A 24,795-nucleotide genomic window follows, 5' to 3' on the forward strand; every position below is an offset into this window, starting at 1 on the left:
GGGCGGGAAAAGACCGCCGCGAAGCGGCGTCACCGCCTCGCCTCCACCAGGCGCGGCATGTCCCTCGCCGCCTCCACCAGGAACCACGCCGGCAGCAGCGGATTGCCGTCCGCGTCGTCCGCGATGACCGTCTGCGCGACCTCCACCGAGATCTCCGCCAGCTGCACAAGGAGCGACTTGGCCCGGTATGCCGTCTGGCGGACGGACGGCGAGGCGTGCTCCTTCGATGCCGGGAGCTCCTTCGCCAACCGCCCCCTGAACGACTCCGCGAGGTAGTACAGAAGGTCCCGCTCCTCCGGCCGATGAGGCCACCGCGCATCGCCCTTCAGGATCGCGTCGAGCCCGAACCGGCTCCGGACGACCTTGACGTATCCGCAGAAGGCGACCGCGTGCCCCGGCGTCAGCGTCCCGTGCGCGACGGCCTTCAGGGTCTCCTCGTCCAGCGTCGGCCCGAACGAGTGCAGCGCGTCGGACAGCATGTGCCAGGACCGTGGCGTGGAGAACGGCTCCTCCGTCTTCGGCGGCTTCGACCACAGGTGGTCGGGCCGGTCGGTCAGGTAGTCCGTGATCCAGGGGTGGATGCCGTGCCCCGCAGCCCACCCCAGCCAGTCCGTCACGGATGCCGAAAGGTGCACGTGCGCAAGCCGGTTGACGAGCGCGGACGAGATCGGACGCGCGAGCGCGTTGTCCGTGGCACGGTTGCCGGCTCCGATGACGATCGAGCCCTCGGGCAGTTCGTAGTTGCCGATGCGCCGGTCCAGGATCAGCGAGTAGAACGCCTTCTGGACGTCCGGCGTCGCCGCGTTCAGCTCGTCGAGGAACAGGCAGTACGGCTCGTCCCGCGCGATCGACTCCGGCGGGCAGAACACCGAACGGCCGTCACGGATCTGCGGTACGCCGATGAGGTCCTCAGGAGCCAGCTGCGTACCCAGCAGGCTCACGCACTCCAGGCCGAGGGAGTCGGCGAACTTCCTTACCAGGGACGACTTTCCGATGCCGGGCGCGCCCCAGATGAAAACGGGCCGCACCGTGGCGAGCCCGAGCAGCAGCTCGGGAATCCTGGCGGGAGTGACGCTGACAGCAGCCTGCACGCAGGGGCTCCTTGGGGGTGTTCGAGTGGGGCGCGCAGGTGCGCGGGGTCCGGTACGAACAGTGTGCGCGCTGCGCGAGTCGGGGCGCATGCCATTTTTCGTTCCACGGACGCCCATCACGCCCCACCTCGTACCACCCCGCACGCCCCCTCAGGGGAGGCGCATGGGGCAGGGCGAAAGCCCTGGTACGTGCCCGCTATGGCCGGAATGGCAACTGTGCAAGGTTCCGGCGCGGTGACATTTTGAGGCCCCCTCGCGCACGGAACGAGGAATCCACCTCAGGGGGTTTGGCCATGCGCATGAATTACACGGACCGCGGTCCGTCTCCGCTGGAAGCGGAGAAAGCGGAGAAGCACAGCGCCGCCGGCGACCGCGACTCGACGTTCGGCTGGTGGGGTGCGTTCAGCATCCAGAAGTTCGTCAACCAGTCACCGCTCTTCCACACGCACGCCGACGCCTCCGGGTGGCTGGCGTACCTCCAGCAGTTCTACGACCGCAACTTCTGGTTCGCGGACGGCGGCGCGCAGGTGTGGGCGTACGAAGAGACGTACGACAACTGGCAGGACCGCTACGGAATGGACGCGGTGGTCGCCGTCTACCACTCCGGCCACGGCGGCATGGACGGGAACGGGGTCTTCTTCGCGCCACTCGGCGCGGTCTGGGACGGCCGCAGCGACGCCATCTCCAACCGGATGGCGCTGGGCAACGAGAAGGCCAACTACGTCTTCTGGTCCACCTGCACCTCGCTGCGGGTGCTCGGCGGGCACTCCCCGATCCGCACCTGGGCGGGCCCCAACATCGGCTTCCGGATGATCTTCGGGTTCGAGACGGTCAGCATCGACAGCCCGGACTACGGCAAGAAGTTCTGGGAGAAGTGGCGGGCCGGGCAGACCTTCACCGACGCCTGGCTGAACGCGAGTTGGGACATCTACAAGGGTCAGGCGCCCTCGGTCTGCGCGGTCGGCGCCACCCAGGCCGACGCCAACGCCCGCCTCAACGGCGAGCGCACCCTGTACCGCGAGCACGTGCCGGACAACTGGTACGCGTGGCGCTGGTACTACGCGCGCGACACCCTCAGGGAGCCCCTGACGCAGGCGCCAAGCAGCCCGCAGATCGTGCAGCTCGCGCCGCGCGACCCGGGCCAGGAGCTCACCAAGATGGGGCAGCTCGCCAACTTCCCGTCGGCGGCGCTGCAAGAGGTGCAGGTCGAGCGGCAGGGCGTGCTCAGCGCCACCTCCGGCGACCGGACCATATCGACCGCGCCGCACGCGGTCCGCTGGGTCAAGCTCGCCGAGGCCAACCACCGCAATCTGCGCCAGCTGCCCACCGAGCGTGCGGTCGAGGCCGCGCGCGCGTTCGCCGAGCAGCACGCGGACGGCGCCGAGCTTGTCGTCGACAGCGTGCACGACCTGATGCAGAACTCCGGGGCGAAGGACGGCTCCGAGCTCGGGCAGCCGGTGTCGCTCGAGACCCATGTGACGTTCCGGCAGGTCTTCGACGGCATACCGGTCATCACCCCGGACCGCGGTGTCATCCGGGTGGCCCTGGACAACGACGCCACTGTCGTCCAGGCGCAGATCTCCACCCGTGAGACCACCGGCACGACGCGCGAGCCGAGCACGGACATCTCGCCGCCGCCCCAGGGCGGCAAGGCGGCCGCCGCGCCGCTGGAGCGCGACCCGCGCAAGGCGCTGGCCGCCGCCCAGCAGAGGCTGCTCGCCGAACTCGCCGCCGTCACGGCCGGCGAGACCGGCGGCAAGGGCGCCAAGGCTCAGCAGGAGCCCCAGGTCAGGGATGTGCCGGGCACGTTCGACGTCGGCTATGAGATCGAGGGCAACGAGGCCTACCCGGCCGCCCGCAAGCTGATCGAGATCGGCCCGCCCGACGGCATGTTCACCACCCGCCGCTGGGTGGTCGCGCCTCTGGCCAGGTAAGCCGGACCGACGGGGGTCGGGGAATCAGTGTGTGGCGGTCCGCTTCTTGCGGGCCGCCATCCACGCGTAGACGACGACGCCCGCGAAGAGGAACAGCACGCCCTGGTAGACGGCCGCGTACCCGGACCCGGCGACGAGCCACATGGAGAACCCGCACGCGATGCCCGCGAGGATCCCGTCCCGCACCAGGCGGCCGCGGTCGACGCGCTCGCCCTGACCGGAGATCAGGAAGAAGATCTGCGCGGCGGTGGCCAGGAGGTAGGGCACGGTCGCGGTGAACGTGGTGATCAGGACGAGCGACTCGAAGACGCCGCTGGAACCGGCCGTGTAGTTGTAGACGGTGAGCAGCGAGGCGAGGACGACGGTGACCAGGACGCCGACGGTCGGCACACCGCGCTTCTTCTTGCCGAAGGCGGGCGGGAAGAGCCCGTCCTTGGCGGCCGCGTACGGCGTCTGGGCGCTCAGCAGCGTCCAGCCGTTGAGGGCGCCGAGGATCGACACGACCGCCGCGCAGGCGACCGCGATGCCGCCCCATGACCCGCCGAACATGACGTTGACGGCGTCCGAGAACGGCGCGGTGGAGTCGACGAGCTTGTCGTGGGCGACGGTGCCGAAGACGGCGAGGGTGCCGAGCAGATAGACGAGGGCGGCGCCCAGCGTGCCGAGGATGGTGGCCCGCCCGACGTTGCGCCGGGGATCGCGCACCTCGCCGGCGCTGACGGCGGCCGACTCGACGCCCAGGTAGGAGAAGAGCAGGATCGCGGCGGACGCGGAGACCGCGCCGATCGGGCTGTCGTCGCTCGCCTGGAAGGGCCCGAGGTTGCCGCTGTCGAAGAAGAAGAGTCCGCCGACGGCGACGAGGAGCAGCGGCAGGAACTTCAGGACGGTGGCGACGACCTGGACCGCGCCGACGTACCGGGTGCCCGCGAAGTTCGCGAGCGCGGGGAGCAGTTGGAGCACCAGGGCGGCCAGGCAGGCGGTCCACTTGTGGTCGTCGACCGGTATCAGGACGTCCAGATAGCCGACGGCCGCGACGGCGAGCGCCGCGTTCGACACCCAGGCGGTGGCCCAGTAGGACCAGGCCGAGAGGAATCCGGCGAAGTCGCCGAACGCCTCACGCGCGTAGACGTAGGGTCCGCCGGTGCGCGGATCACGCCGGGCGAGCCGCCCGAAGACGAGCGCGAGGGCGATGGCGCCCGCGGTGAGGACGGCGAACGCGACGAGGCTGATGGTGCCGAAGGGGGCGACGGAGGCCGGGAGCAGGAAGATGCCGCCGCCGATGATGTTGCCCATGACGAGGCAGGTGGCGATCGGCAGTCCGAAGCGCCGAGCGTGCCTGCTCTGCTCTTCGTGCTGTTCGTCGTGCTGCTCCGCGCGCCGTTCTTCCTGACCGGGGGCCGGATCCGAGAGGAGTGCGGTTCCGGGGTCGTGCATGGGGTGGTGCCTCTCGTCGTGCGGGGCGCCCGGGATCGCCGGGCGCGAGCCCATGGTCGGGCACGACGCGATGCGCTCAAAATCAGTGTGTTTTGTCCTGCACAGAACCGTCCGTGGCCGCAAAAGCTGTGTCGCCCGGCCCCTGGCGCCGGGAATCGTCCGGGCCCCCCGCATCCCCTCCCACCAGCGGAATCTCCGGTCCCAGGGACTCTGCGAGCCAGCGTCGCAGTACGTCGTGGACCTGCTCGGCCCCGACGAGTTCACGGCCGTCCTCCAGCGGCGCGGACAGGCTGAGCGGCGAGAGCAGGAAGGGGTGGCCCTGGGTGCCGCCGAGCCCGCCGTGCGAGCCGATCTGCTCCTCGAACGCGAGCACTTCGCCCTCCTGGGGGTCGTACCAGGAGTTGACCATGATGTCGGCGGTGTGCGGAAAGCCGTCGGTGCGGCGCACGGCGTCGGCGGCACCGGGCCCGAAGTCGGCGAGCGGCCCGAGGTCGCCGGGCTCCTCGTCGAGGTACACCTCGCTGCCGCGCGCGCCCAGGACGACCGGGCCGCGCTCCTGACTGCGTACGAGGACGAAGCCGACGCCCGGGTGGTTGGCGAGGGTCGGCAGGAGCGCCGGGTGGCGCAGGTCGATCTCCTCGCGGGTCATGCGGTGCGGGACGTCGGGGAAGGAGACCAGGCCGAGGTTGCCGGAGGCGAGCACGATGGGCTCGGCGCGGCGGGCGGGCAGGTGCTCGGCGCCCTCCTCGACGGGGCGGCGCAGCGCGGCGCGCACCGCCGCGCGGGCCTCGGCGCCGCTGTGGGTGCGCTGCGCCCTGCGCGGCACGGGAAGCCCGCAGCCCGCCCTGACCAGGGCGCCGAGCGTGAGGCCGTAGCGGGCGTGGAAGGTCTCGCCGGGGCTCTGGCCGTGGTCGGAGAGGAGCACGATGCGGTAGGCGCGCGGGGCGTGTTCGGCGACCTTGGCGATCAGCGCGATGGACCGGTCGAGGCGCTGCAGGACCTTCTCCGCGTCGCGGCTGTTGGGCCCGGAGTGGTGGGCCACTTCGTCGTACGCGACGAGGTCGGCGTAGACCGAGCTGCGCCCGGCGAGCATGTCCCCTATGACGGCGGCGACCACGACGTCACGCTCGACGACGGTCGCGAAGGCCCGGATGAAGGGGTAGAGCCCGCCCCGGTTCACGCGCGGGCGGCGCATCTTGACCCGGGCCATGCTCGACTCGCCGATCTCGCGGAAGACCTCGGCGATGAAGGAGAGCGCGGTACGGACCGCGTTGGCGGGGTCGGAGAAATAGGCGAAGTAGCCGGAGCGTGAGCGGTTCTCCTTGCCGCGCCTGGCGGCGATGGAGAGCACGAGCGCGAGCTGCTCCGCGCCGCCGCTGAAGAGGTTGCCGCGGCTCGCGCCGTCGACGGTGAGCAGGCCGCCGTCGCCGGTGCGCGCGATGGCGCGGCGCTGCAGTTCCGCGGCGGACGCGGGGCGGTTGGAGACCATCACCTCCCCCGTTTCCTTCTCGTACCAGCGGAAGGCGGGGACGTCTTCGTTGGAGCCGTGCAGGATGCCGAGCTGGCTTGCGCCTGTCTGACTCGACCAGTCGGTGCGCCAGGGGGTGAGCCGGTGGCTCGCCCGCCCGTTCTCCCGCCCGAGCCAGCCGGCGACGGTCGGCACGATCCCCTTCTCCACGGCGTCACGCAGGACGTCGTGGCCGACCCCGTCGAGCTGGAGGAAGACGGTGCCCGGCGACGTGGGCCCGGCGAGGCCCTCGACGACGCGGTGGCGACGGCGGTCGGCGAGCCGGTAGAGGCGCCTGCGGTAGGCGTCGTCGTCACGGACGGCGAGCGCACCCCCGGTGGCGGAGGCGACGGCGGACATCACGGCGGCGACGACCACGGCGGTCTCCGGGTTGGCCTCACCACGGCCGTCCGGGATCAGCCGCAGGGCAAGGAGCAGCAGTGAACCGTTGAGGAAGAAGGCGAGCAGACCGAGCACCAGGGCGGGGACGAGCAGCAGCGCCCGCACGAGGAGGGGCCACACCAGCGCGGAGAGCAGACCGAAGGCACCGGCGCCGAGGGCCGCGGTGACGGCGATGCGGGTGGCGCTGTCACCGTCCGCGGACTGCAGCTGGAAGTCGGGCAGGATCCCGGCAAGGACGAGCATGGTGAGCGTACTGACGATCCATACGGCGACGGACCGCCACACCGCACTCCCGACCGCCCGCCATCGCCCTCGCCCCACGCCGCGCCGCCTCACGTTTCATGACAGAACCGGACACCAGCGTGTCATACGGCGCCGACCGCAGGCCGAACCAGCGAGGTCAACGGCCGTCGTACCCCGCGGTGGGCATGGACAAGCGCCGGTGGACACACGCCTTCATCACCGCGTCGTACGCCGGTTCCGCGAGGCCCGCCGTCTCGATCCGCACCCCGCGCCGCCCGCACTCCGCGGTGAACTCGTCGGCGGAACGCAGCGCGAGGTCCAGGACGCGGCGGCTGGGCACGACGAAGAGGTCCACGAGGCCCGCGTCGATGTCGGCCCACAGGACGGCGTGGTCGGCGGGCAGGCCCCGGACGACGAGTTCACGGGTGACGACGTACCCACGGGCCGCGGCCCACCGCGCGCACATCGCGTGCTGGCTGCGGGAGTCCACCAGGAAGGGGTCGACATCCAGCTCCTCCAGAGGCGTCAGGCTCGCGATCGACGTGACCCGCATCCCGCCCACGTCTGCCGTGTCTCCCATCGCGTCCCCCTCACCTCTGTCGTCATTTGTCGTCAGCCGAAGACCCTACTCCTGGCCGTAGGCTCGTAAACAGTCGCGCGGAGGAGGAACCGGAGTGCCGGTGGAGATCACCTGGTGGGGTCACGCCACCTGCACGATCGAGGACTCGGGCCTGCGGGTGCTCACGGACCCGCTGTTCGCCCGCCGCCTCGCCCATCTGCGCCGCCGCAGAGGCGCGCTGCCGCCCCCCGAAGCGGCCGTCGCCGACGCGGTGCTCGTCTCCCATCTGCACGCCGACCATCTGCATCTGCCCTCGCTCGCGAGCATCGCGCCCGGCACCCGCGTACTGCTGCCGCGCGGCGCCCCCGGCGCGGTGCCCGGACTCTCCCGCAGGCTCTCCCACCTGCGTCTCGTCGAGGTCGTGCCCGGCGACGAGGTGCGGGTCGGCGATCTCGTCGTCCGCGTGGTGTCCGCGCTGCACGACGGGCGGCGGCTGCCCGTCGGACCGCACCGTGCGCCCGCGCTCGGGTTCGTGGTGGGCGGTGAGTCGCGGACGTACTTCGCCGGGGACACCGGCCTGTTCGACTCGATGGCCGACGAGGTGGGGGACGTCGACGTGGCGCTGCTGCCCGTCGGCGGCTGGGGCCCGCATCTGGGCCACGGCCATCTGGACGCGGCGCGCGCCGCCGTCGCGCTGTCCAGGATCGCGCCGCGCAGCGCGGTGCCGGTGCACTACGGAACGTACTGGCCGATCGGCATGGACGCGGTGCGCCCGCATGAATTCCACGCGCCGGGCGAGGAGTTCGTGCGCCATGCGGCGCGGCTCGCACCCGAGGTGGCGGTGCACCGGCTCGGCCACGGCGAGAGCGTGCGGCCCGAGGTCACCAAGGGAGAGCCCCAGTGATCCTCGCGCAGGCGGCCCAGGTGCCGCCGGAGTCGACGCAGCAGGCGGTGGGCTATCCGTCGCTGTTCCTGCTCATCGTGCTCGGCGCGCTGGTTCCGGTGGTGCCCACGGGAGCGCTGGTCAGCTCGGCCGCCGTGGTGGCATTCCACCAGACGGCGCCGTTCGCGCTGCTCATGGTGTTCGGGGTCTCGGCGCTCGCCGCGTTCCTCGGGGACCTCGCCCTGTACTGGCTCGGTCAGCGGGGCATGCGGTCGAAGAACGGTTCGCGCTGGCTCGCCGCGATCCGCGAACGCGCGCCCGAGGACCGCCTCGAACAGGCCCAGGCCAAGCTCGCGGCCCACGGCGTACTCGTCCTCGTCCTGTCCCGTCTCGTCCCCGCGGGACGGATCCCGGTGATGCTGGCGTGCCTGATGGCGAAGATGCCACTGCGCGAGTTCGCCCGCGGCGACGTCCCCGCCTGCCTGGCCTGGGCCCTGACGTACCAACTGATCGGCATTCTCGGCGGCTCGCTCTTCAAGGAGCCGTGGCAGGGCGTGGCGGTGGCGGTCACCCTGACGGTGCTGATCAGCGTGGCGCCGGGGCTGTGGAGGAGGGTGCGGCGAAGCGCCCCGTAAGGGGCGCGGGGAACTGCGCGACAAGCCACAACGGACCCGCAGACGAACCCTCAGCTAAGACCGCGGGTCCCGATCAAGCACACGGGACGCCCCCACCGCCAGATCCCACAGATCCGCACGATCCATCCCGGCCGCCTCCCAGGCCCCCCGCACACGCGTCAGCGGCTCAAGCACCGGCTCACCGGACAGCAGAAACGTCCCCCAATGCATCGGCGCAAGCCGCCGCGCGCCGACCTCGGCCGCAGCCAGCACCGCCTCCTCGGGATCACAGTGGACGTCCTTGAGCCACCACCGGGGGTGATACGCGCCGATCGGAAGCAGCGCAAGGTCGATGCCGGGATACCGGGCGCCGATCCGTTCGAACCAGTGCCCGTACCCGGTGTCGCCCGCGAAGTAGATCCGCTGCCCTTCGGCGTCGGTGAGCACCCAGCCGCCCCAGAGGGTGCGACAGGTGTCGACGAGGCTCCGCTTGGACCAGTGGTGCGCGGGTACGAAGTCGAAGCGCACCCCGGCCAGTTCGACGGCCTCCCACCAGTCGAGCTCGGTGACCCTGCCGAAGCGGCGGCGGGTGAACCAGCGGCCGAGCCCGGCGGGCACGAACACCGGGGTGTCCCTGGGCAGCCGGGCGAGGGTCGGGGCGTCCAGGTGGTCGTAGTGGTTGTGGCTGATGACGACCGCGTCGACGCGCGGCAGCGCGCTCCAGGCCACGCCCGCGGGCGTGACACGGGCCGGCGTGCCGAGGATCTTGCGGGACCAGACGGGGTCGGTGAGGACGGTGAGCCCGCCGATCCGGATGACCCAACTGGCGTGCCCCACCCAGGTGACGGCGACGGTGCGGGTGTCGACGCGGGGCAGCGGACCCGGTTCGAAGGGCAGCCGCTGGATGTCGGCGAGGCCTTCGGGGGTGGGCCGCAGCGAACCCTCGCGGGCGAACCGGGCCAGGGCCCGCAGCCCCGGCAGCGGCGCGGTCAGCCGGTCCGCGAACGACTTCGGCCACAGACGCGCCCCGCCGGGGGTGCGCGGCGGGGCGAGGGGGGCGGGGACAGGGACGGGGAGGGCGTGGCTCCCGTCCGCGGGCCTCGTCTTCTGTGTGACCCGTACTGCGTGCTCTGCCTGTCGCGTCTGCTCTGCCTGGCCTGACTGCTCTGCCTGCTGCGTCTGCTCTGCCTGCTGCGTCTGTTGCGACGGCTGCGTCTGTTGCGTCACCGAGGAGGCTCCATTCGCCGTGTTGCTGCGCGGAGATCGTCGAAGGCCGACCCGAACATGCTCAACGCCCGTTCCACATGCGGCAATTCCAGCGCGTCCGGTGTGGTGAGGGACGCCATGCGCTCCTGCTGGGTTGAACCGAGCAGCGGCCCGGTGGACAGACGTACCCGCAGAGCCCCGAGGTCGTCGCCGAAGCGGTGGCCGCCGGGGGCGGGCATGCCGAGCCGTTCGCCGAGGAAGTCCTCCAGGTCCTGCGAGTCGCCGACGCCGCGGGCGGTGAGTGCGGAACGCAACGGGCCGAGGTCAACGTAGAGGTGGCGCCCCGCCCGCGGAGGCCTGGCGAGCGCACCCGCGACGACGACCCTGTGCAGCACGGCGCCGGCCACGCGCGCGTGCAGGCGGTTGGCGCGGGCGAGGCGTTCGGAGACTTCGTCCGGTTCGCCCAGCGCGTACGTCGCCGCCGCGGCGGCCGGTGCCGCGAGGAGCGCGCCGAGCGCCGTGAGGACGTCGAGGGTGCGGGCGCGCAGCGCGGTGCCGCGCGCGGTGGCGGGGAACCGGGCGACCGCGGCGGGCAGGGCCGGCGGCAGAAACGCTCCCGAGAGGTCGGTCAGGACGGTCACCCGGTCGGGGGCCATCTCGGCGGGGCCGATGAGGACGGTCTCGTGCGGGCGGTGCAGGGTGTCGCGCCAGGTCTCGTCGCTGACGATGTGCAGGCCCTCGTCCACGGCCGCTTCCACGGCCTCGTGCAGCACTTCCGGGGGCGGCACGGTGGCGGTCGGGTCGTCGGCGACGGAGAGGACCAGGAGACGTGGGGTGCCGCCTTCGTCGCGGATACGGCGGACGGTCTCCAGGAGGGCGTACGGGTCGGGGACGCCGCCGCACTCGGCGGGCGTCGGCACGTGGTAGACCGCGCGGTCGAGCAGCCGCGCCTGCGGGGCCCACCAGGCGGGGCAGGGGCGGGGCAGCAGGACCTCGCCGGGGCCGAGTGCGGCGGTCAGGGCGAGGAGGAGAGGCGGGGCGCCGGGGGCGGCGACGACATGGCCCCGCTCGGCGGCGAGGCCGCGTCTGGCCCAGTAGCCGCTTGCCGCTTCGCGGAGGGCGGGGCCGCCGCCGGGGGGTTCGGCGTGGACGTCGCCTGCGGCTGCGGTGAGCACGGCGGTGAGCTCGGGCAGAACGGGGAGCCCGGCCTCCGGCAGCGGCGGCCCGTACCGAACCGGGCCACGTCCCTCCGCTTCCGTCCGCATACGTCCATCAGAGCGCGCCGGGCCGTCCCCCGCCCGGCGGTGGGCTCCGCCTGGGTGAGTTTTCCTTCCCCGCCGGCCGCGAGGTGACCGCAGATCACCGCCTCCGGCGAGCTCGTCCTCAAACGCCGGACGGGCTAGAGGGTGGGCGGGCAACTGCGGAGATTCGGGCGGGTGGGCGGGAAAGAATCCGCCGCGAAGCGGCGGCGCACTTCGAACGCGCGCGCAACGACGGCGAAGGCACCGGACAGGATGCGCTGCCGGGCAATCGGGCGGGTGGGCGGGAAGGATCCGCCGCGAAGCGGCGGCCTGATTCGCACGCACAGCCAACGACGGCGAACGCGCTGCCGGGCAAAGCGGCGGGCTAGAGCAAGGTCCCGGGCCGAGCCGAAAGAGAAGACTCAGCCCGCAGCCAGACCCTCCAGCTCCCGCTCAACTCCCCGCCCCCGCGTCCGCACAAGCCCCGCCGCCACCTCCGACACCCGCCGATTCGAGCCCTGCGAGATCCTGCGGAGGACATCGAAGGCCTCCTCCGCCCCGCACCCGAGCACATGCATCACGATGCCGCAGGCCTGATCCACCACCGGCCGAGTCCGCAACGCCTCCCCCAGCTGATCGACCTCGCTCAGCGCCGCACGGTACCGCCGGTCGCGGACAAGCCCCGCCGTCGCCAGGTCGCCAAGCGCCCGCACGGGCCCGTGCCGCGCGTCGTCCAGCGTGCCGGGGCGGAAGCTGAACAGGGTCAGGGTCACCGTGAGCCCCGAGCGCTGGAAGGGCAGCGTCACACTCGCGCGTACGCCGGAGTCGAGTGCCATGGCGCGATACTCGGGCCACCGCTCGTCCCGCAAGAGGTCACCGGCGTCCACCGGGGCCCCGCGTTCCTGCGCGGCCGGTATGGGCCCCACGCCGTAGCGCAACTGGACGGAGACGAGTCCGGCGAGGTCGGGATGGGTCACCGCGCCGGGCTGCTCGCCACCGCTGTCGGCGACCGTCGCACCCGCCCCGCAACAGGCTGCCGTACAGCGCACGGCCTGCTCGGCGAGCTCCGAGAGCCTGCGCCCGGGCAGCGCGGATTCCGGTCCGTCCAGTTCCGGTTCGCGCAACAGGGACATGGCCTATTCCTCCTCTGGCTCCCTTTTCGCCTGCCCGCACGCCCCTCCGGAAAACCGCCGCAGCCACTACGTTCGACGCATGACCCAGACGGAGGAGTTCGGCGAGGAGCTCGCGGACTTCGTGCGCCGCGTCGCCGAGTTGAAGTCGGCCCGCTCCGTCCCGGCGGGCGACCTCGGCACGGTGCTCGACGCGGCGATCTTCGAACTCGACCATGTGGCCGAGCAGTTGCGCCCCGCCTACGAACGGCTCGCGGCCGACGGGCAGCTCGGCGGCGGCCGCTCCCCCGACCGCGACGAACAGCGGCTGCTTCGGGCGATCTTCCAGCGGCTCCCGCTGCCCGTCGCGCTGGTCGACCGGGAGTCGGTGGTCCGGCGGCTCAACTTCGCGGCGACCGGTTTCACGGGCGTACGCGCGGGCTACGCGACCGGCAGACCGCTCACCGGTTTCCTGCTGCACGCCGACCGGGTGGCGTTCCGTTCGCAGACGGCGGCGGTCGCACGCGGCGAGGGCGACCGCAGCCTCACCGTCCACCTCCAACGGATGCCGCACGCCCCGGTCCGCGCGACGCTCACCGCGCTGCGGCCGGGGACCGAGCCGCGTACGGCGGTCCTTGTGGTGCTGCAGCCGCAGACGCATCCGATGAGCGGCGCGCGCCCGCAGGACGCGGGCCCGCAGGGCGCCGTGCCCGACCTGCGCGAGGCGACCCGGCACGCGGCGCTCCTCGACCTCGCGGACGCCATGACGGCCACGCTGCTGACCGCCCCGGCCGGTGACCGGGCGGCCGTCCTGGAGCGGGCGGCCGGGGTGCTGCACGGGCGGTTCGCCGACTGGGTGATCGCCGACGAAGGAGCCGCGCGCCAGCGGCGTACGACTGTCCTTGGACCGAACGGCGCCCCGGTCGACGACGTCTTCGCACAGGCGCCCGCCGCGTGCCCCCTGGTGCTCGAGGCAGCGCGCGGCGGGGCGCCCGTGCTGCAGGTCCGCCCGGAGGACCCGGACGCCTTCGGCCGGGACGCGTCCGGCGCCCCCGTCCTCGTACGCGCCCAGGTGACGTCCCTGCTGTGCGTGCCGCTCAGCGCACGCACGGACGGTCCGGTGGAGGGCGTCCTGACGCTTTTCAGAAGCGGGGCGCGGCGCGCCTTCTCGATGGCCGAGGCGCAGGCCGTCGATGTGATGTCACGTCACATCGCGCTCGCCCTGCGGCGCCCCGGCTGAGACCCCGCCGCTCAGGCGGCGTCGCGCATGACCTGGTCGCGCAGGCGGTCGCAGCAGCGGCTGATGAGACGTGAGACGTGCATCTGGGAGATGCCGAGCTGTTCCGCGATGCGGCTCTGTGTCATGTCGCCGAAGAAGCGCATGTAGAGGATGTCGCGTTCGCGCTCCGGCAGCGCCGCGATGCGCGGTTTGACGGCCTCCCGGTCGACGACGACATCAAGGGCGGAGTCGGGTCCGCCGAGCACGTCCCGCAGCGCGTATCCGTCCTCGCTGCCCGGGAGTTCGGCGTCCAGGGAGAGCGCGGTGAAGCTGTCGAGCGCTTCGAGTCCGGCGGCCGCGTCCTCTTCGGACAGCTGGGCCCGCTCGGCGATCTCGGCGAGGGTCGGCGCGCGTCCGGGGACGGTCTGGGTCAGGTCCTGCCGGGCGAACCGCACGCGGTTGCGCAAGTCCTGTACGCGGCGCGGCACATGGAGGGTCCACATGTGGTCACGGAAGTGGCGCTTGATCTCGCCGGTGACGGTGGGCACGGCGTAGCTCTCGAAGGCGCTGCCGCGCTCCGGGTCGTACCGGTCGACGGCCTTGACCAGGCCGAGGGCCGCGACCTGACGCAGGTCGTCGAGGGATTCGCCGCGGTTGCGGAACCGGCCGGCGAGCCGCTCCGCCATGGGCAGCCAGGCGCTGACCAACTCCTGGCGCAGCGCGTCGCGTTCGGGGCCGTGCGGCAGTTCGGTGAGCCTGCGGAAGGCGGCCGCGGTGTCAGGGGCGTCGTCGTGCGGGTGGCCCTTCGCGTGTGGCGTGTCGGATCGCATGATGCGTCGCAACTCCCTTGTCGGTGCCTTGGGTTGAAGAGTCACCGTGGGATGCGCGCAGCCGCGTCGGGACACACCCGGGGCGCGCGAGCCGCTCCCACGGACGTGCCTCCGGTCCGAAGCACTGTTGGTTCTCGCGTGCCCCACGCCACGCGGGACAAACACACCGGACGCGGGCGGCGCCCCGCGGGTGTGGGCGCCGCCCCGGCCGCGTCACAGTGCGCGGCGTACGGCGTCCGCCTCATCGGGGTCGGCGGTGTTCCCGACGGTCCCGGCGTTCTCGACGGACGGCAGCATCCACTCCTCGTACCGGCCAAGGGCCAGGACGATGCCCAGCATCAACACGGGTATGAACACAGCGAGAACCGCCATGACTCCTTCTTTCCCTGCATGCCCGTGGGGGGTGTCTCGGCCGGGTCTCCCCACTTCTGCCGGGCAAACCCGAATGGACCGGCCGGATGTGGGTACTGCGGGCGGAACGACGCATACGCGCAGGGAAGGCTGCTCGCCATGGTTGATTTCGTCAGGGACGTCATGACACCGGGCGTCGCGGCGGTTCACCCCGACGCCTCGCTGGTGGAAGCCGCGCAGGTGATGCGCGCTCAGGACATCGGGCATGTACTGGTGGCCATGGACGGCCAGGTGATCGGCGTGCTCACCGACCGCGACATCGCGCTGCGTGCCGTCGCCGACGGCGCCGATCCGCTCACGGTCAGCGTGCACGCCGTGTGCACCCGGAACCCGGTGGTGGTCACGCCGGACGACGCGGTGTCGGCGGCGGTGAGCCTGATGCGCGAGATCGCCGTGCGCAGGCTGCCGGTCGTGGAGGACGGGCAGCCGGTGGGGATGGTGTTCCTCGGCGATCTGGCGCCCGCGGTCTGAGGTGATCTCGCGCCCGCGGTCCGAGGTGATCTCCCGTCCGCGGCCTGACCCGGCCGGGCGAGGTCCCGGCCGGGCCGCGGAGGATGCGGGTCCAGTCGCACGGGGGGAGCGACCGGACCCGCGGTCCGGGTCGGCCCGGCATGTGACGCCGGGCCGGTTCGCCGGGGGTCCGTCACGGTCGTGCCCTTGGGGCGGGCTATGGACCCTCGGACGGCGACCGGCCCAGCCGACGACAGATGAAACGATAATTCAGTGCGGGCGCGGCCACGATCCGCTGAGCGCGGCCCTTGTCCGGATAACGCACCCCGTCCCGATGACGCACCCCCTCCCGGAAATGCACGCCCTCCCGAAACGCACGCCCTCCCGCGCGCGGCCGTTCACCCGCGCAGCGTCTGCGACGGCAGCTCGCCGAACCGGACCCGGTACTGCTCGGCGAACCGCCCCAGATGGCTGAAACCCCACCGGTGCGCCACATCGCTCACGTTCACCGCGCCGGGCTCCGCCGCGCGCAGCTCGTCGTGTACCCGGTTCAGTCGTACGTCCCGCACATACGCCATGGGTGACATCCCCACGTAGCGGCGGAACGCCTCCTGGAGCCAGCGCACACCGACCCGCGCCTCGGCGGCGAGTCCCGCGGGCGTGAACGGATGGTCGGGGCGCTGCTGCACGGCGTCCATCGCGCGCTTGACCGGCGCCGGGCGCAACCGCTGTGCCGGGGCGGCGAGTTCGGCACGGAAGGGGTGATCGGCGGCGAGCAGCATCCCGTTCAGGACGGCCTCCTGCAGCGGCGCCGCGACCAGCGGCGACGCCATCAGCGTGTCCGGGTCGTCGCGCAGGTCCGCCACGACGGCCGTGACGAGCCGTGCCCAACTGCGCCCCGGGCCACGGGTGGTGTCGAGTTCCGGCGCGAAGGTCAGCGGGGTGCGGAAGGACCGCCCGAGGAGCTGTTCGAGGCGCCGTTCGAGGGCGCCGCGGTCGATCTTCACGGCGAGGATGCGGCAGTCGCCGGTCCACCGCTCCACCACCGTGTCGCCGACGGGCTGGAACACCCCGGCCCGCTCGGCCGTCGCGACAGTGCCCGCGGCGGCGCCCTGCCGGAAGTGCATCTGCCCGCCGAGCAGTATGTTCACGTGGTACGAGCCGAGTTCGCCGAGCCGCATCCGCACGTCGGCTCCGCAGCTCAGTTCCCCGAGGGTGAGCTCGCCGAGCTGCCCTACGTCGAACTCGGCCCGGAAGGTGCGCGGTCCGTCGATGACGTCCATGAAGTTGCTGTAGAACGCGGCGCCGATGACATCCCGCGCCTCGTCCACGTCCCCGGTATTGCAGGACATCCTCAGCGGCTCCGCGCTCATCCGCGGCCCATCCGTGCCCACCCTTGCCCCCGCAAGATCGTCCGTGCTCCCCGCGGCTCCGCCTGCGCGGGCGCAGAGAACGCTCTCTGCTCCAAGTGCGCAGCGTACGGGGTTCTCTCGGTCAGGGTGAAGGAGCCGTCGCCCTCACACCCGGCGCCCCAGCAGGCTCAGCAGTTTGGTCTGCACATCGGCGTCCGCCGGCGGTTCCACCGCGGGGGCGAAGAGGCCGCTCTTCTCCAAGTCTGCGGCGTACGGCGCGATTTCGCGTGCGGCGAAGGCGACGAGGTCCTCCGGGAGCCGCTCGTCCGCGCCGATTCCCCGGGACAGGTCCCAGGCGTGCACGACGAGGTCGGTGATCATCTGTCCGCAGTAGAAGACGGCCGAGGTGTCGCCGAAGGAGAGGTGGACGGTGCGGTCGAGGGCACCCGGCTCGGCGAACGCCTCCCGGGCGGCGGCCGCCGCAGTGTCCCAGGAGGCGACCGGGTCGGGGCCGAGCATGTCGCCGTCGAAGGCGTCGCCGACGGAGGCGATGGTGGCGCCGTCGCGGATCAGCGAGGGCACCCACAGCTGCTCGGCGGTGAGGTGGTTGACGAGGTCGCGCACGGACCAGTCGGTGCAGGGCGTCGACGCGTCCCATTGGTCGGCCCGGACCTCGTGCACCCGGTCGGTGAAGAGGTCGAGGGCGGCGGCGTGCCGGGCGAGGAGCGGGTGTGCGGCCTTGCCAGTCGTGTCTGCCATACCTGCCATTGTCCTCCTGAGGCGCGGGGGCGCTACCGCTCGGCGCTCCGCTGGAAGTGCGGTGATAGACCTGCGGGCCGGTGGGGGCTGGTCGCGCAGTTCCCCGCGCCCCTTGCGGGGCGCTCAGCTGACCTCCTGGGGAGCGGGGGCGCTACCGCTTGGCGCTCCGCGGGAAGTGCGGCGTGGGTGCCGTCGCTTATCTGCGGGTCTGTCCTGGCTGGTCGCGCAGTTCCCCGCGCCCCTTCGGGGCGCTCAGCCGTCGCTCGCCTGCTGGCCTGTCGTGGCTGGTCGCGCCCACGCGGCGGAGCCGCACATGTCACAGCCCCGCGCCCCTTCGGGGCGCACCCGAAGCCGCTCAGCGCTTGCGTTCCACCCTGCGTTCGTCCCATACCGGCTCCGGCGTCTCGCGTACCAGGCCGTCGCTGCCGAAGACCAGGTAGCGGTCGAAGGAGCGGGCGAACCAGCGGTCGTGGGTGACCGCGAGGACCGTTCCCTCGTATGCCTCAAGGCCCTCCTGGAGCGCTTCGGCCGATTCCAGGTCGAGGTTGTCGGTGGGCTCGTCGAGCAGCAGTGCGGTGGAGCCCTCGAGCTCCAGGAGCAGAATCTGGAAGCGCGCCTGCTGGCCGCCCGAGAGCCGCTCGAAGCGCTGCTCGGCCTGGCCGGTCAGCTCGTAACGGCGAAGCCGCGACATGGCGGGGCCCTTGTCCTGGGCGTGCTCGCGCCACAGGATGTCGAGGAGCGTACGGCCGAAGAGCTCGGGGTGGGCGTGGGTCTGCGCGAAGTGGCCCGCCACGACGCGCGCGCCGAGCTTCCACTCGCCGCTGTGCGCGACGTCGCCGCCCGCGAGGAGCCGCAGGAAGTGCGACTTCCCTGAGCCGTTCGAGCCGAGCACGGCGACCCGCTCGCCGTAGAAGACCTCCAGGTCGAAGGGTTTCATCAGGCCGGTCAGCTCCAGGCCCTTGCACGTGATGGCCCGGATGCCGGTGCGCCCGCCGTGCAGCCGCATGGTGATGTCCTGCTCGCGCGGCGGCTCGGGCGGCGGCCCTGCCTCCTCGAACTTGCGCAGCCTGGTCTGCGCGGCGGCGTACCGCGAGGCCATCTCGTGGCTGACGGCCGCGGCCTGCCGCAGGTTGAGGACCAGCTTCTTCAGCTGGGCGTGCTTCTCGTCCCAGCGCCTGCGCAGCTCCTCGAAGCGCGCGAACCGCTCGCGCCGCGCCTCGTGGAAGGTGGCGAAGCCGCCGCCGTGCACCCAGGCGTCGGCGCCCGCGGGGCCCGGCTCGACGCTGACGATCTTCTCGGCGGCGCGGGCGAGGAGCTCCCGGTCGTGCGAGACGAACAGGACGGTCTTGCGCGTCTCCTTGAGACGCTCCTCCAACCAGCGCTTTCCGGGTACGTCGAGATAGTTGTCCGGCTCGTCGAGGAGCAGCACCTCGTCGCCGCCGCGCAGCAGCGCTTCGAGCACGAGGCGCTTCTGCTCGCCGCCGGAGAGCGTGCGGACCTCGCGGAACTGGGCCTTGTCGTACGGGACGCCGAGCGCGGCCGTGGTGCACATGTCCCACAGCGTCTCGGCCTCGTAGCCCTGGACCTCCGCCCAGTCGGAGAGCGCCTGTGCGTACTGGAGCTGCGCGGCCTCGTCGTCGACGGTCATGATCGCGTGCTCGGCGACGTCCACGGCCTTGGCCGCCTCGCGGATGCGGGGCGACGACACGGAGACGAGCAGTTCGCGCACGGTCGTCTCGTCCCGCACCGACCCCACGAACTGCGGCATCACGCCGAGCCCGCCGCTGACGGTGACGGTGCCGCCGTGCGGCTGGAGCTCTCCGGAGATCAGCCGCAGCAGGGTGGTCTTGCCCGCGCCGTTCGCCCCGACGAGGGCGACGATGGCGCCCTCGCCCACGCGGAACGAGACATCGCCGAGCAGCGCACGGCCGTCCGGCAGGTAGTACTCGATGTGCGCGGCTTCAAGATGTCCCATGGTCACGCATTGTCAGCGGCGGGGGTCGGGGAGAGCAAATCAATTCCCTGCCGGCTCCCTGCCCGCGGCCGCCGCCGCCCCACCAACGGGCCCTGACCACATATTGATACGCGGGTCTCATCATTCGACATGGCGGCGTACGGTTCGGATCACCGCAGCAAGCGGCAGCGAACGCGAGGGAGTTCCCGTCATGCCGGAGGAGACCGCCGTCTACACGCACGGACACCATGAGTCCGTGCTGCGTTCCCACACCTGGCGGACCGTCGCCAACTCGGCGGCCTATATCGCCGGTTCACTCAAGCCGCACATGAAGGTCCTGGACATCGGCTGCGGCCCCGGCACCATCACCGCCGAGCTGGCCGACCTCGTCCCCGACGGCCGGGTCACGGGCGTCGACCAGGCGCCCGGCATCCTGGACCAGGCCCGCGCGACGGCCGCCGGGCGCGGCCTGACCAACGTCGAGTTCGCCGTCGCCGACGTACATGACCTGCCGTACCCGGACGACTCGTTCTGCGTCGTCCACGCCCATCAGGTGCTGCAGCACGTCGGCGACCCGGTGCGCGCCCTGAGCGAGATGCGGCGGGTCTGTGCGCCGGGCGGCATCGTCGCCGCCCGCGACGCGGACTACGAGGCGATGACCTGGTACCCCCAGTCCCCCGTCCTGGACGGCTGGCTCGACCTGTACCGGCGGGTGGCCCGCGCCAACGGCGGGGAGCCGGACGCGGGGCGGCGCCTCAAGTCCTGGGCGCTGGAGGCCGGTTTCGACGACGTCACGGCGACCGCGAGCACCTGGTGCTACTCATCGGCACCGGAGCGCGACTGGTGGAGCGGCCTGTGGGCGGACCGCACGGTCTCCTCGTCGTACGCCGACCGCGCGGTGGAGTCCGGGCACGCCGACGCCGGGGAGCTGCGGGCCATCGCCGACGCGTGGCGGGAGTGGGGGCAGCGGGACGACGGCTGGTTCACCGTGCTGCACGGGGAGATCCTCTGTAGGAAGTGAGCCCGTGGTGCGGTCCTGGCGCTGGGTGTCTGGCTCAAAACGCTGCGTAGGGCGGCCCGTCGGGGATACCCGGACGGCAGGAGGTAGACACCATGGTTCCGATTCTGCTCGTTCTGCTGCTGGCCCTGCTGCTCTTCGGGGCGGGCTTCGCGGTGGAGGTCCTCTGGTGGATCGCCGTCGTCGTGCTCGCCATCTGGCTCCTCGGATTCCTGATGCGCTCCACGACCACCGGCGGGACTCGGTCCCGCTGGTACCGCTGGTAGCCGTACGCGACGCCGGCGGTCGCACGCCGAGTGACCGGGCCCGCGGTCAACGCCGCGGGCCCGACGCTGTCCCTGGTCATGGGGGTTTCCGCAGGGCTCGCAGGGGTGTTGACGACACCCCGGTTCGGGGGCTCGCGGGCGTGCCTCGCGCTGCCCGCGCCGGAAGGATTCAGGGAGAAGTCCCGGTCCTACGGAAACGAGCGAGGCACACCATGGCGTACGAAACGCGTTCAGGGCACCCGAAGCCGATGCGGTCCCGGCCGGTGCGCGGCGGTGAGCCCTCCGCTCCCCCGCCGGTCCACACCGCCTTCGCCCTGTGGATCACCGCGGTCGCGGCGGGCGTCTTCGAGATGGTGCTCGCGGTGGGCGGGCTCATCGCCGACGGGGAGACGACCGCCGGGGAGATGGCGGGCGGGCTGGTGCTGCGGATGACCGTGTTCTCGGTGGCCGTCCTGCTCGCCGTACAGCTGCGGCGCGGCCGGAACTGGGCGCGGTGGGCGCTCGCCGTGGGGCTCGGCGGCTTCGGCACGGCGTCCCTCGTCGTCGGCCCCGTCCAGTGGCTTGCCGACGGGCACGCACCGCTGGACGCCTTCCGGGATCTGGGGGTGGTGGACGCCCTGTTCGGCGCGAGCCGCGTGCTGCATCTGAGCGCGGTGCTCGGGGCGCTCGTCCTGATGTTCGTGCCGGCGGCCAACGCCTGGTTCAAGGCGCCGTCGGGCGCACGTCCCAAGAGGCTGTCCGGCACCCGCTGACCGAGCCCACCGCAACAGCGCCTGCTCCACGAGGAGCCACCACGCGGACGCGGTCGCCGGGCGTCGCCGCGAGGTGGTGGCCGCTCCGTGAGGCCCGCAGGTTCACGTCCGTGGGCCCCACCGGTGCCCGCCCCTGCACCGGCCGTTTGCCCGCCACCGCCCTGGATACCCGTACACCCCCGCACAAGGAACGGCTTCATCGCCGTCCCCACACTCCACACCCCACTCCCCACACCTCCCACGCGACCCAGGACGCCCCGATGAAGGACTCAGTGCCCATCGAACGACCCGTCATGTCCGCGTACTCGGTGCCCGCGGACGCCCCGGAAGCGGACGGCACCTTCGCCTGGGAGGCCACGACGATCGTGATCGTCGAGGTCACGGCGGGCGACGCCACGGGGACCGGCTGGACCTACGCCCCTGCCGCCGTGGTGTCCCTCATCGACGAGCAGCTCGCGCCGGCCGTCACGGGGCTCGACGCCGTCGACATCCCCACGGCGCACGACGCGATGACCAAGGCGGCCCGCAACACCGGCCGCCCCGGCGCCGCCTCGTGCGCGCTCTCCGCGGTCGACATCGCCCTGTGGGACCTCAAGGCACGCCTCCTCGAACTGCCCTTGGTGCGCCTCCTGGGAGCCGCCCGCGACGCGGTTCCCGTCTACGGGAGCGGCGGCTTCACGACGTACCACGACACGCATCTGGCGGCCCAGCTGACCGGCTGGGTGCACGGTCAGCACATCCCGCGCGTCAAGATCAAGGTCGGCGAGAGCTGGGGCCGGGCGGCGGCCCGCGATGTGGCGCGGGTGCGCACCGCGCGTGAAGTCATCGGCCCGCAGGCCGAGTTGTACGTCGACGCGAGCGGCGGCTACACCCGCAAGCAGGCGGTACGGATCGGCCGGGTGCTCGCCGAGCACGGCGTTGGCCTGTTCGAGGAACCGGTGTCGTCGGAGGATCTGCGCGGGCTCGCCCTGGTGCGGGACGCGCTCCCCTGCGACGTGACGGCCGGTGAATACGGCTGCCACCTCCCGTACTTCGCGCGGATGCTCCCCTCCGTCGACTGCCTCCAGGTGGACGCGACCCGCTGCGGCGGAATCACCGAGTGGCTGCGCGTCGCGGCCCTCGCTCAGGGCCACGGCCTGGAGGTCTCGGCCCACGGCGCCCCGCACGCGCATGCCGCGGTGGCCGCCTGCGTACCGAATCTGCGGCACGTCGAGTGGTTCCACGACCATGTGCGGATCGAGTCGATGTTCTTCGACGGGGCCCTCGACCCGACGGGCGGCACCGTGCGCCCGGAGGGCGGCGTCGGGCACGGTCTCGAGCTGCGGCACGCGGAGGACGTGGAGGAATACCGGGTCGCGTGAGGGCGTGCGGGCCTGGCATGCTCTCCAAGTCCTCGGTATGTGGTGGCTGCCACGGGATGGAAGTCGCCGGAGTCGCCGGAAACGATCTCGCGTGCGGGCGGCGCCAACTAGGCTCGCCCGTATGGAGATCCTGGGAGCCACGCTGCGTATCTGCGTCGAGGACCTGGAGTCCTCGGTCGCCTTCTACGAACGTCTCGCGGGCGGCCCCGCGCAGCGTTTCGAGCGTGGGGGCGTCTCGGTCGCGGCGGTCGGCTGCTTTCTGCTGATGAGCGGACCCGAGCGGGAGCTGGAGATCCTCCGGAAGGTCTCCGCGACGATCGCCGTCCAGGACGTCGACGAGGCGTACGCGGTCCTGAACGCGTCCGGCGCCCGTGTCATCGCGGGCCCCGTGCCGACCCCGGTGGGCCGCAACCTCATCGCGATGCACCCGGACGGCGCGGTCTTCGAGTACGTGGACCGGCGCGCCGCGACCTGAGCCGTATCCTCCACGGCAGACAGGCCGAACGGAGGACGGTGCGGTGGCGGGCAGCAAGGAAGTGGCGTCGCGGACGTCGTTGAGCGCGCAGGCGCGCGAGGCGGTCCGGCAGCACATCGTGGACCGCCGCTATCCGCTGGGGTCACGCCTGGTGGAGCGTGAGGTCGCCGAGGAGCTGCGGATGTCCCGCGTGCCCGTGCGCGAGGCGCTGCGCGCGCTGGTCGCCGAGGGCCTCCTCGAGCTGCTTCCGCACAGCGGGGTGCGGGTGCGCCGCCTGGAGCGTTCCGATGTGCGGCATCTGTACGAGGTGTGGGAGCCGCTCGCCGTGCAGGCGTCGCGGCTCTCGGCGCGCCGGGTGGCCGAATGCGCGCCGAGCCGGACCACATGCGGGCCCAGCACCACCTCATCTACCGGCACATCGCGGCGGGCGACGAGGAGACGGCGGCGGCGAGCACACTGCTGGCCCCCTCCGTAACTCGTCCTGGAGCCGTCCGATGTGCGTTGAGAACACCCCGCCCCCGTCATCCAAGGCCGTGGTGTTCCGCAACGTCCGCCCCTTCGGCACCGAGACCCCGGTCGACCTCACGGTGGTCGACGGCCGGATCACGGACGGCCGGGCGCCCCAGGGCGCCGAGGTGATCGACTGCGGCGGGCGCGTGGCGCTGCCCTCGCTCGTGGACGCGCACATCCACCCCGACAAGACGACGTGGGGCGGCGACTGGGTCAGCCGCAAGCCCGCGAGCGGCATCGCCGACTACGTCGCCCAGGACGTGGAGCTCTTCAAGAGCCAGAAGCGGCCCGTCGGAGAACGCGCGTACGGCCTGATGGCGCACGCCGTGACCCGCGGCACCCGCGCGATGCGCGCCCACGTGGACGTGGCGCCCGCCTACGACCTGGCCGGAGTCGAGGGCGTGAACACGGCCCGCGAGCGGCTCGAGCACGCCCTCGACGTGCAGATCGTGGCGTTCCCGCAGCACGGCGTGATCCGGACGCCCGGCACGGCGGAACTCCTTGAGGAGGCGGCCCGTTCCGGCTCCGTCGACCTGGTCGGCGGCATCGACCCGATCAGCTTCGACAACGCGATGGACGAACAGCTCGACCTGGTCTTCGACCTCGCGGACCGGCACGGCGTCGGCGTGGACATCCACCTCCACGACCGCGACGAGAAGGGCACCGAGGTCCTGCGGGCCGTCATCGACCGCACCCGCGCGCTCTCCCTGCGCGGCAAGGTCACGGTCAGCCACGTCTTCTGCCTTCCGTACCTGTCCGACTCCGAACTGGGCAGGATGGCAGCCGACTTGGGCGAGCAGGACATCTCTCTGACGACCGTGGCGCCGAACGAGTCGCTCGTCCTGCCGATCGCGGAGCTGCGCGAGCACGGCGTGCGCGTCGGGCTCGGCTCGGACGGGGTGCGCGACGCGTGGAGCCCGTTCGGCAACGCCGACATGCTGCACCGCACGCACATCCTCGGCTGGGTCACCGACGTCCGCCTCGACGACGAACTCGCCGAGTGCTACCGCGTGGGGGCGCACGGCGGCGCCGACGTGATGGGCCTGGACCACGCCGACCTGAAGCCCGGCGCCCCGGCCGACTTCATCCTCGTACGCGGTGAAGGCGTGCAGCAGGTCCTGGTGGACATGCCGCAGCGGGACATGGTCGTGCGCGGCGGCCGAGTCGTGGCCAGGAACGGCGAGTTGGCGTAACGACGACCGCCGTTCCCTCCGC

23 protein-coding genes and 1 pseudogene are annotated in these 24,795 nt (G+C 72.3%); 12 read left to right on the forward strand and 12 right to left on the reverse strand.

All coding sequences use genetic code 11. The features are described 5' to 3' along the window. Positions 1 to 29: 29 nt before the first annotated feature. Entirely contained in the window at positions 30 to 1,091 is a 1,062-nt protein-coding gene (locus AB0G47_RS05355) for a MoxR family ATPase (RefSeq protein ID WP_360764288.1), read from the reverse strand. A gap of 293 nt (positions 1,092 to 1,384) precedes the next feature. Here AB0G47_RS05355 and AB0G47_RS05360 point away from each other — a divergent pair, with 293 nt between their 5' ends. Further along, entirely contained in the window at positions 1,385 to 3,025 is a 1,641-nt protein-coding gene (locus AB0G47_RS05360) for a DUF6345 domain-containing protein (RefSeq protein ID WP_360764290.1), read from the forward strand. A gap of 24 nt (positions 3,026 to 3,049) precedes the next feature. On the opposite strand, the gene AB0G47_RS05365 is transcribed toward AB0G47_RS05360, so the two are convergent. The 3 genes from AB0G47_RS05365 to AB0G47_RS05375 all read right to left on the reverse strand — a co-directional run bounded on the left by AB0G47_RS05365 (position 3,050) and on the right by AB0G47_RS05375 (position 7,191). Beyond that, positions 3,050 to 4,459, reverse strand: coding sequence for an amino acid permease (locus AB0G47_RS05365; protein ID WP_360764292.1), 1,410 nt, complete (start codon positions 4,457 to 4,459; stop codon positions 3,050 to 3,052). A gap of 82 nt (positions 4,460 to 4,541) precedes the next feature. Next, a complete protein-coding gene (locus AB0G47_RS05370; protein ID WP_360764294.1) occupies positions 4,542 to 6,689 on the reverse strand; it encodes a phage holin family protein in 2,148 nt (715 codons plus the stop codon). 79 nt (positions 6,690 to 6,768) lie between these two features. Then, entirely contained in the window at positions 6,769 to 7,191 is a 423-nt protein-coding gene (locus AB0G47_RS05375; RefSeq protein ID WP_360764296.1) for a hypothetical protein, read from the reverse strand. A gap of 94 nt (positions 7,192 to 7,285) precedes the next feature. Here AB0G47_RS05375 and AB0G47_RS05380 point away from each other — a divergent pair, with 94 nt between their 5' ends. Continuing rightward, the gene (locus tag AB0G47_RS05380) at positions 7,286 to 8,074 is read left to right on the forward strand and encodes an MBL fold metallo-hydrolase (RefSeq protein WP_360764298.1); all 789 of its coding nucleotides are present in this window, start codon (positions 7,286 to 7,288) and stop codon (positions 8,072 to 8,074) included. Further along, on the forward strand, positions 8,071 to 8,688 hold the full coding sequence (locus AB0G47_RS05385; protein ID WP_360764300.1) for a VTT domain-containing protein: 618 nt from the start codon (positions 8,071 to 8,073) through the stop codon (positions 8,686 to 8,688). The genes AB0G47_RS05380 and AB0G47_RS05385 overlap by 4 nt, the downstream gene beginning before the upstream one ends. 54 nt (positions 8,689 to 8,742) lie before the next feature. Here the strand turns inward: AB0G47_RS05385 and AB0G47_RS05390 are convergent, their stop codons facing one another. The 3 genes from AB0G47_RS05390 to AB0G47_RS05400 form a co-directional block, all read right to left on the reverse strand. Further along, on the reverse strand, positions 8,743 to 9,894 hold the full coding sequence (locus tag AB0G47_RS05390) for an MBL fold metallo-hydrolase (protein ID WP_360764302.1): 1,152 nt from the start codon (positions 9,892 to 9,894) through the stop codon (positions 8,743 to 8,745). Beyond that, entirely contained in the window at positions 9,891 to 11,138 is a 1,248-nt protein-coding gene (locus AB0G47_RS05395) for an aminotransferase class I/II-fold pyridoxal phosphate-dependent enzyme (protein ID WP_360764304.1), read from the reverse strand. The genes AB0G47_RS05390 and AB0G47_RS05395 overlap by 4 nt, the downstream gene beginning before the upstream one ends. Before the next feature lie 398 nt (positions 11,139 to 11,536). Further along, complete coding sequence (locus AB0G47_RS05400) at positions 11,537 to 12,247, reverse strand: ANTAR domain-containing protein (RefSeq protein ID WP_360764305.1); 711 nt, start codon at positions 12,245 to 12,247, stop codon at positions 11,537 to 11,539. Positions 12,248 to 12,326: 79 nt separating this feature from the next. Between AB0G47_RS05400 and AB0G47_RS05405 the strand changes: the two genes are divergently transcribed. Beyond that, positions 12,327 to 13,463 carry a PAS domain-containing protein gene (locus tag AB0G47_RS05405; protein ID WP_360764307.1) on the forward strand — a complete coding sequence of 379 codons (1,137 nt, stop codon included), beginning with the start codon at positions 12,327 to 12,329 and terminating at the stop codon, positions 13,461 to 13,463. Positions 13,464 to 13,474: 11 nt separating this feature from the next. On the opposite strand, the gene AB0G47_RS05410 is transcribed toward AB0G47_RS05405, so the two are convergent. Together AB0G47_RS05410 and AB0G47_RS05415 are read right to left on the reverse strand one after the other, a co-directional pair. Continuing rightward, entirely contained in the window at positions 13,475 to 14,272 is a 798-nt protein-coding gene (locus tag AB0G47_RS05410; RefSeq protein ID WP_360764308.1) for an RNA polymerase sigma factor SigF, read from the reverse strand. A 213-nt stretch (positions 14,273 to 14,485) separates the two neighbouring features. Beyond that, positions 14,486 to 14,644, reverse strand: a complete 159-nt coding sequence (locus AB0G47_RS05415) for a hypothetical protein (RefSeq protein ID WP_360764310.1) — start codon at positions 14,642 to 14,644, stop codon at positions 14,486 to 14,488. 138 nt (positions 14,645 to 14,782) lie between these two features. Between AB0G47_RS05415 and AB0G47_RS05420 the strand changes: the two genes are divergently transcribed. Continuing rightward, the gene (locus AB0G47_RS05420; RefSeq protein ID WP_360764312.1) at positions 14,783 to 15,154 is read left to right on the forward strand and encodes a CBS domain-containing protein; all 372 of its coding nucleotides are present in this window, start codon (positions 14,783 to 14,785) and stop codon (positions 15,152 to 15,154) included. Positions 15,155 to 15,531: 377 nt separating this feature from the next. On the opposite strand, the gene AB0G47_RS05425 is transcribed toward AB0G47_RS05420, so the two are convergent. From AB0G47_RS05425 to AB0G47_RS05435, 3 genes are all read right to left on the reverse strand, one after another. Next, on the reverse strand, positions 15,532 to 16,485 hold the full coding sequence (locus AB0G47_RS05425) for an AraC family transcriptional regulator (RefSeq protein WP_360764314.1): 954 nt from the start codon (positions 16,483 to 16,485) through the stop codon (positions 15,532 to 15,534). A gap of 165 nt (positions 16,486 to 16,650) precedes the next feature. Next, complete coding sequence (locus AB0G47_RS05430) at positions 16,651 to 17,244, reverse strand: TIGR03086 family metal-binding protein (protein ID WP_360764316.1); 594 nt, start codon at positions 17,242 to 17,244, stop codon at positions 16,651 to 16,653. A 355-nt stretch (positions 17,245 to 17,599) separates the two neighbouring features. After that, on the reverse strand, positions 17,600 to 19,219 hold the full coding sequence (locus AB0G47_RS05435; RefSeq protein WP_360764318.1) for an ATP-binding cassette domain-containing protein: 1,620 nt from the start codon (positions 19,217 to 19,219) through the stop codon (positions 17,600 to 17,602). A 190-nt stretch (positions 19,220 to 19,409) separates the two neighbouring features. Between AB0G47_RS05435 and AB0G47_RS05440 the strand changes: the two genes are divergently transcribed. The 7 genes and pseudogenes from AB0G47_RS05440 to AB0G47_RS05470 all read left to right on the forward strand — a co-directional run bounded on the left by AB0G47_RS05440 (position 19,410) and on the right by AB0G47_RS05470 (position 24,773). Then, positions 19,410 to 20,219, forward strand: a complete 810-nt coding sequence (locus tag AB0G47_RS05440) for a methyltransferase domain-containing protein (RefSeq protein WP_360764320.1) — start codon at positions 19,410 to 19,412, stop codon at positions 20,217 to 20,219. A 92-nt stretch (positions 20,220 to 20,311) separates the two neighbouring features. Further along, positions 20,312 to 20,482: a hydrophobic protein gene (locus tag AB0G47_RS05445; RefSeq protein ID WP_360764322.1), complete on the forward strand. Its 171-nt coding sequence runs from the start codon at positions 20,312 to 20,314 to the stop codon at positions 20,480 to 20,482. A gap of 212 nt (positions 20,483 to 20,694) precedes the next feature. Further along, entirely contained in the window at positions 20,695 to 21,234 is a 540-nt protein-coding gene (locus tag AB0G47_RS05450; RefSeq protein WP_360764324.1) for a hypothetical protein, read from the forward strand. A 260-nt stretch (positions 21,235 to 21,494) separates the two neighbouring features. Next, positions 21,495 to 22,595, forward strand: a complete 1,101-nt coding sequence (locus tag AB0G47_RS05455; RefSeq protein ID WP_360764326.1) for an enolase C-terminal domain-like protein — start codon at positions 21,495 to 21,497, stop codon at positions 22,593 to 22,595. 121 nt (positions 22,596 to 22,716) lie between these two features. Beyond that, positions 22,717 to 23,070, forward strand: coding sequence for a VOC family protein (locus AB0G47_RS05460; RefSeq protein WP_135333505.1), 354 nt, complete (start codon positions 22,717 to 22,719; stop codon positions 23,068 to 23,070). A 43-nt stretch (positions 23,071 to 23,113) separates the two neighbouring features. Continuing rightward, positions 23,114 to 23,532: pseudogene (locus tag AB0G47_RS05465) on the forward strand (GntR family transcriptional regulator); the annotation flags it as partial. A 32-nt stretch (positions 23,533 to 23,564) separates the two neighbouring features. After that, positions 23,565 to 24,773, forward strand: coding sequence for an amidohydrolase family protein (locus AB0G47_RS05470; RefSeq protein WP_360764328.1), 1,209 nt, complete (start codon positions 23,565 to 23,567; stop codon positions 24,771 to 24,773). Positions 24,774 to 24,795: the final 22 nt, after the last annotated feature.

It is taken from the genome of Streptomyces sp. NPDC021622 (assembly GCF_040640795.1).
Lineage (GTDB): Bacteria > Actinomycetota > Actinomycetes > Streptomycetales > Streptomycetaceae > Streptomyces.

Coding starts and splice junctions, on each gene's coding strand:
- AB0G47_RS05445 (WP_360764322.1), top strand. CDS start 20,312: ATGGTTCCGATTCTGCTCGTTCTGCTGCTGGCCCTGCTGCTCTTCGGG.
- AB0G47_RS05435 (WP_360764318.1), bottom strand. CDS start 19,219: ATGGGACATCTTGAAGCCGCGCACATCGAGTACTACCTGCCGGACGGC.
- AB0G47_RS05360 (WP_360764290.1), top strand. CDS start 1,385: ATGCGCATGAATTACACGGACCGCGGTCCGTCTCCGCTGGAAGCGGAG.
- AB0G47_RS05365 (WP_360764292.1), bottom strand. CDS start 4,459: ATGCACGACCCCGGAACCGCACTCCTCTCGGATCCGGCCCCCGGTCAG.
- AB0G47_RS05455 (WP_360764326.1), top strand. CDS start 21,495: ATGAAGGACTCAGTGCCCATCGAACGACCCGTCATGTCCGCGTACTCG.
- AB0G47_RS05425 (WP_360764314.1), bottom strand. CDS start 16,485: ATGTCCTGCAATACCGGGGACGTGGACGAGGCGCGGGATGTCATCGGC.
- AB0G47_RS05395 (WP_360764304.1), bottom strand. CDS start 11,138: ATGCGGACGGAAGCGGAGGGACGTGGCCCGGTTCGGTACGGGCCGCCG.
- AB0G47_RS05420 (WP_360764312.1), top strand. CDS start 14,783: ATGGTTGATTTCGTCAGGGACGTCATGACACCGGGCGTCGCGGCGGTT.
- AB0G47_RS05440 (WP_360764320.1), top strand. CDS start 19,410: ATGCCGGAGGAGACCGCCGTCTACACGCACGGACACCATGAGTCCGTG.
- AB0G47_RS05400 (WP_360764305.1), bottom strand. CDS start 12,247: ATGTCCCTGTTGCGCGAACCGGAACTGGACGGACCGGAATCCGCGCTG.
- AB0G47_RS05460 (WP_135333505.1), top strand. CDS start 22,717: ATGGAGATCCTGGGAGCCACGCTGCGTATCTGCGTCGAGGACCTGGAG.
- AB0G47_RS05410 (WP_360764308.1), bottom strand. CDS start 14,272: ATGCGATCCGACACGCCACACGCGAAGGGCCACCCGCACGACGACGCC.
- AB0G47_RS05415 (WP_360764310.1), bottom strand. CDS start 14,644: ATGGCGGTTCTCGCTGTGTTCATACCCGTGTTGATGCTGGGCATCGTC.
- AB0G47_RS05375 (WP_360764296.1), bottom strand. CDS start 7,191: ATGGGAGACACGGCAGACGTGGGCGGGATGCGGGTCACGTCGATCGCG.
- AB0G47_RS05430 (WP_360764316.1), bottom strand. CDS start 17,244: ATGGCAGACACGACTGGCAAGGCCGCACACCCGCTCCTCGCCCGGCAC.
- AB0G47_RS05405 (WP_360764307.1), top strand. CDS start 12,327: ATGACCCAGACGGAGGAGTTCGGCGAGGAGCTCGCGGACTTCGTGCGC.
- AB0G47_RS05470 (WP_360764328.1), top strand. CDS start 23,565: ATGTGCGTTGAGAACACCCCGCCCCCGTCATCCAAGGCCGTGGTGTTC.
- AB0G47_RS05450 (WP_360764324.1), top strand. CDS start 20,695: ATGGCGTACGAAACGCGTTCAGGGCACCCGAAGCCGATGCGGTCCCGG.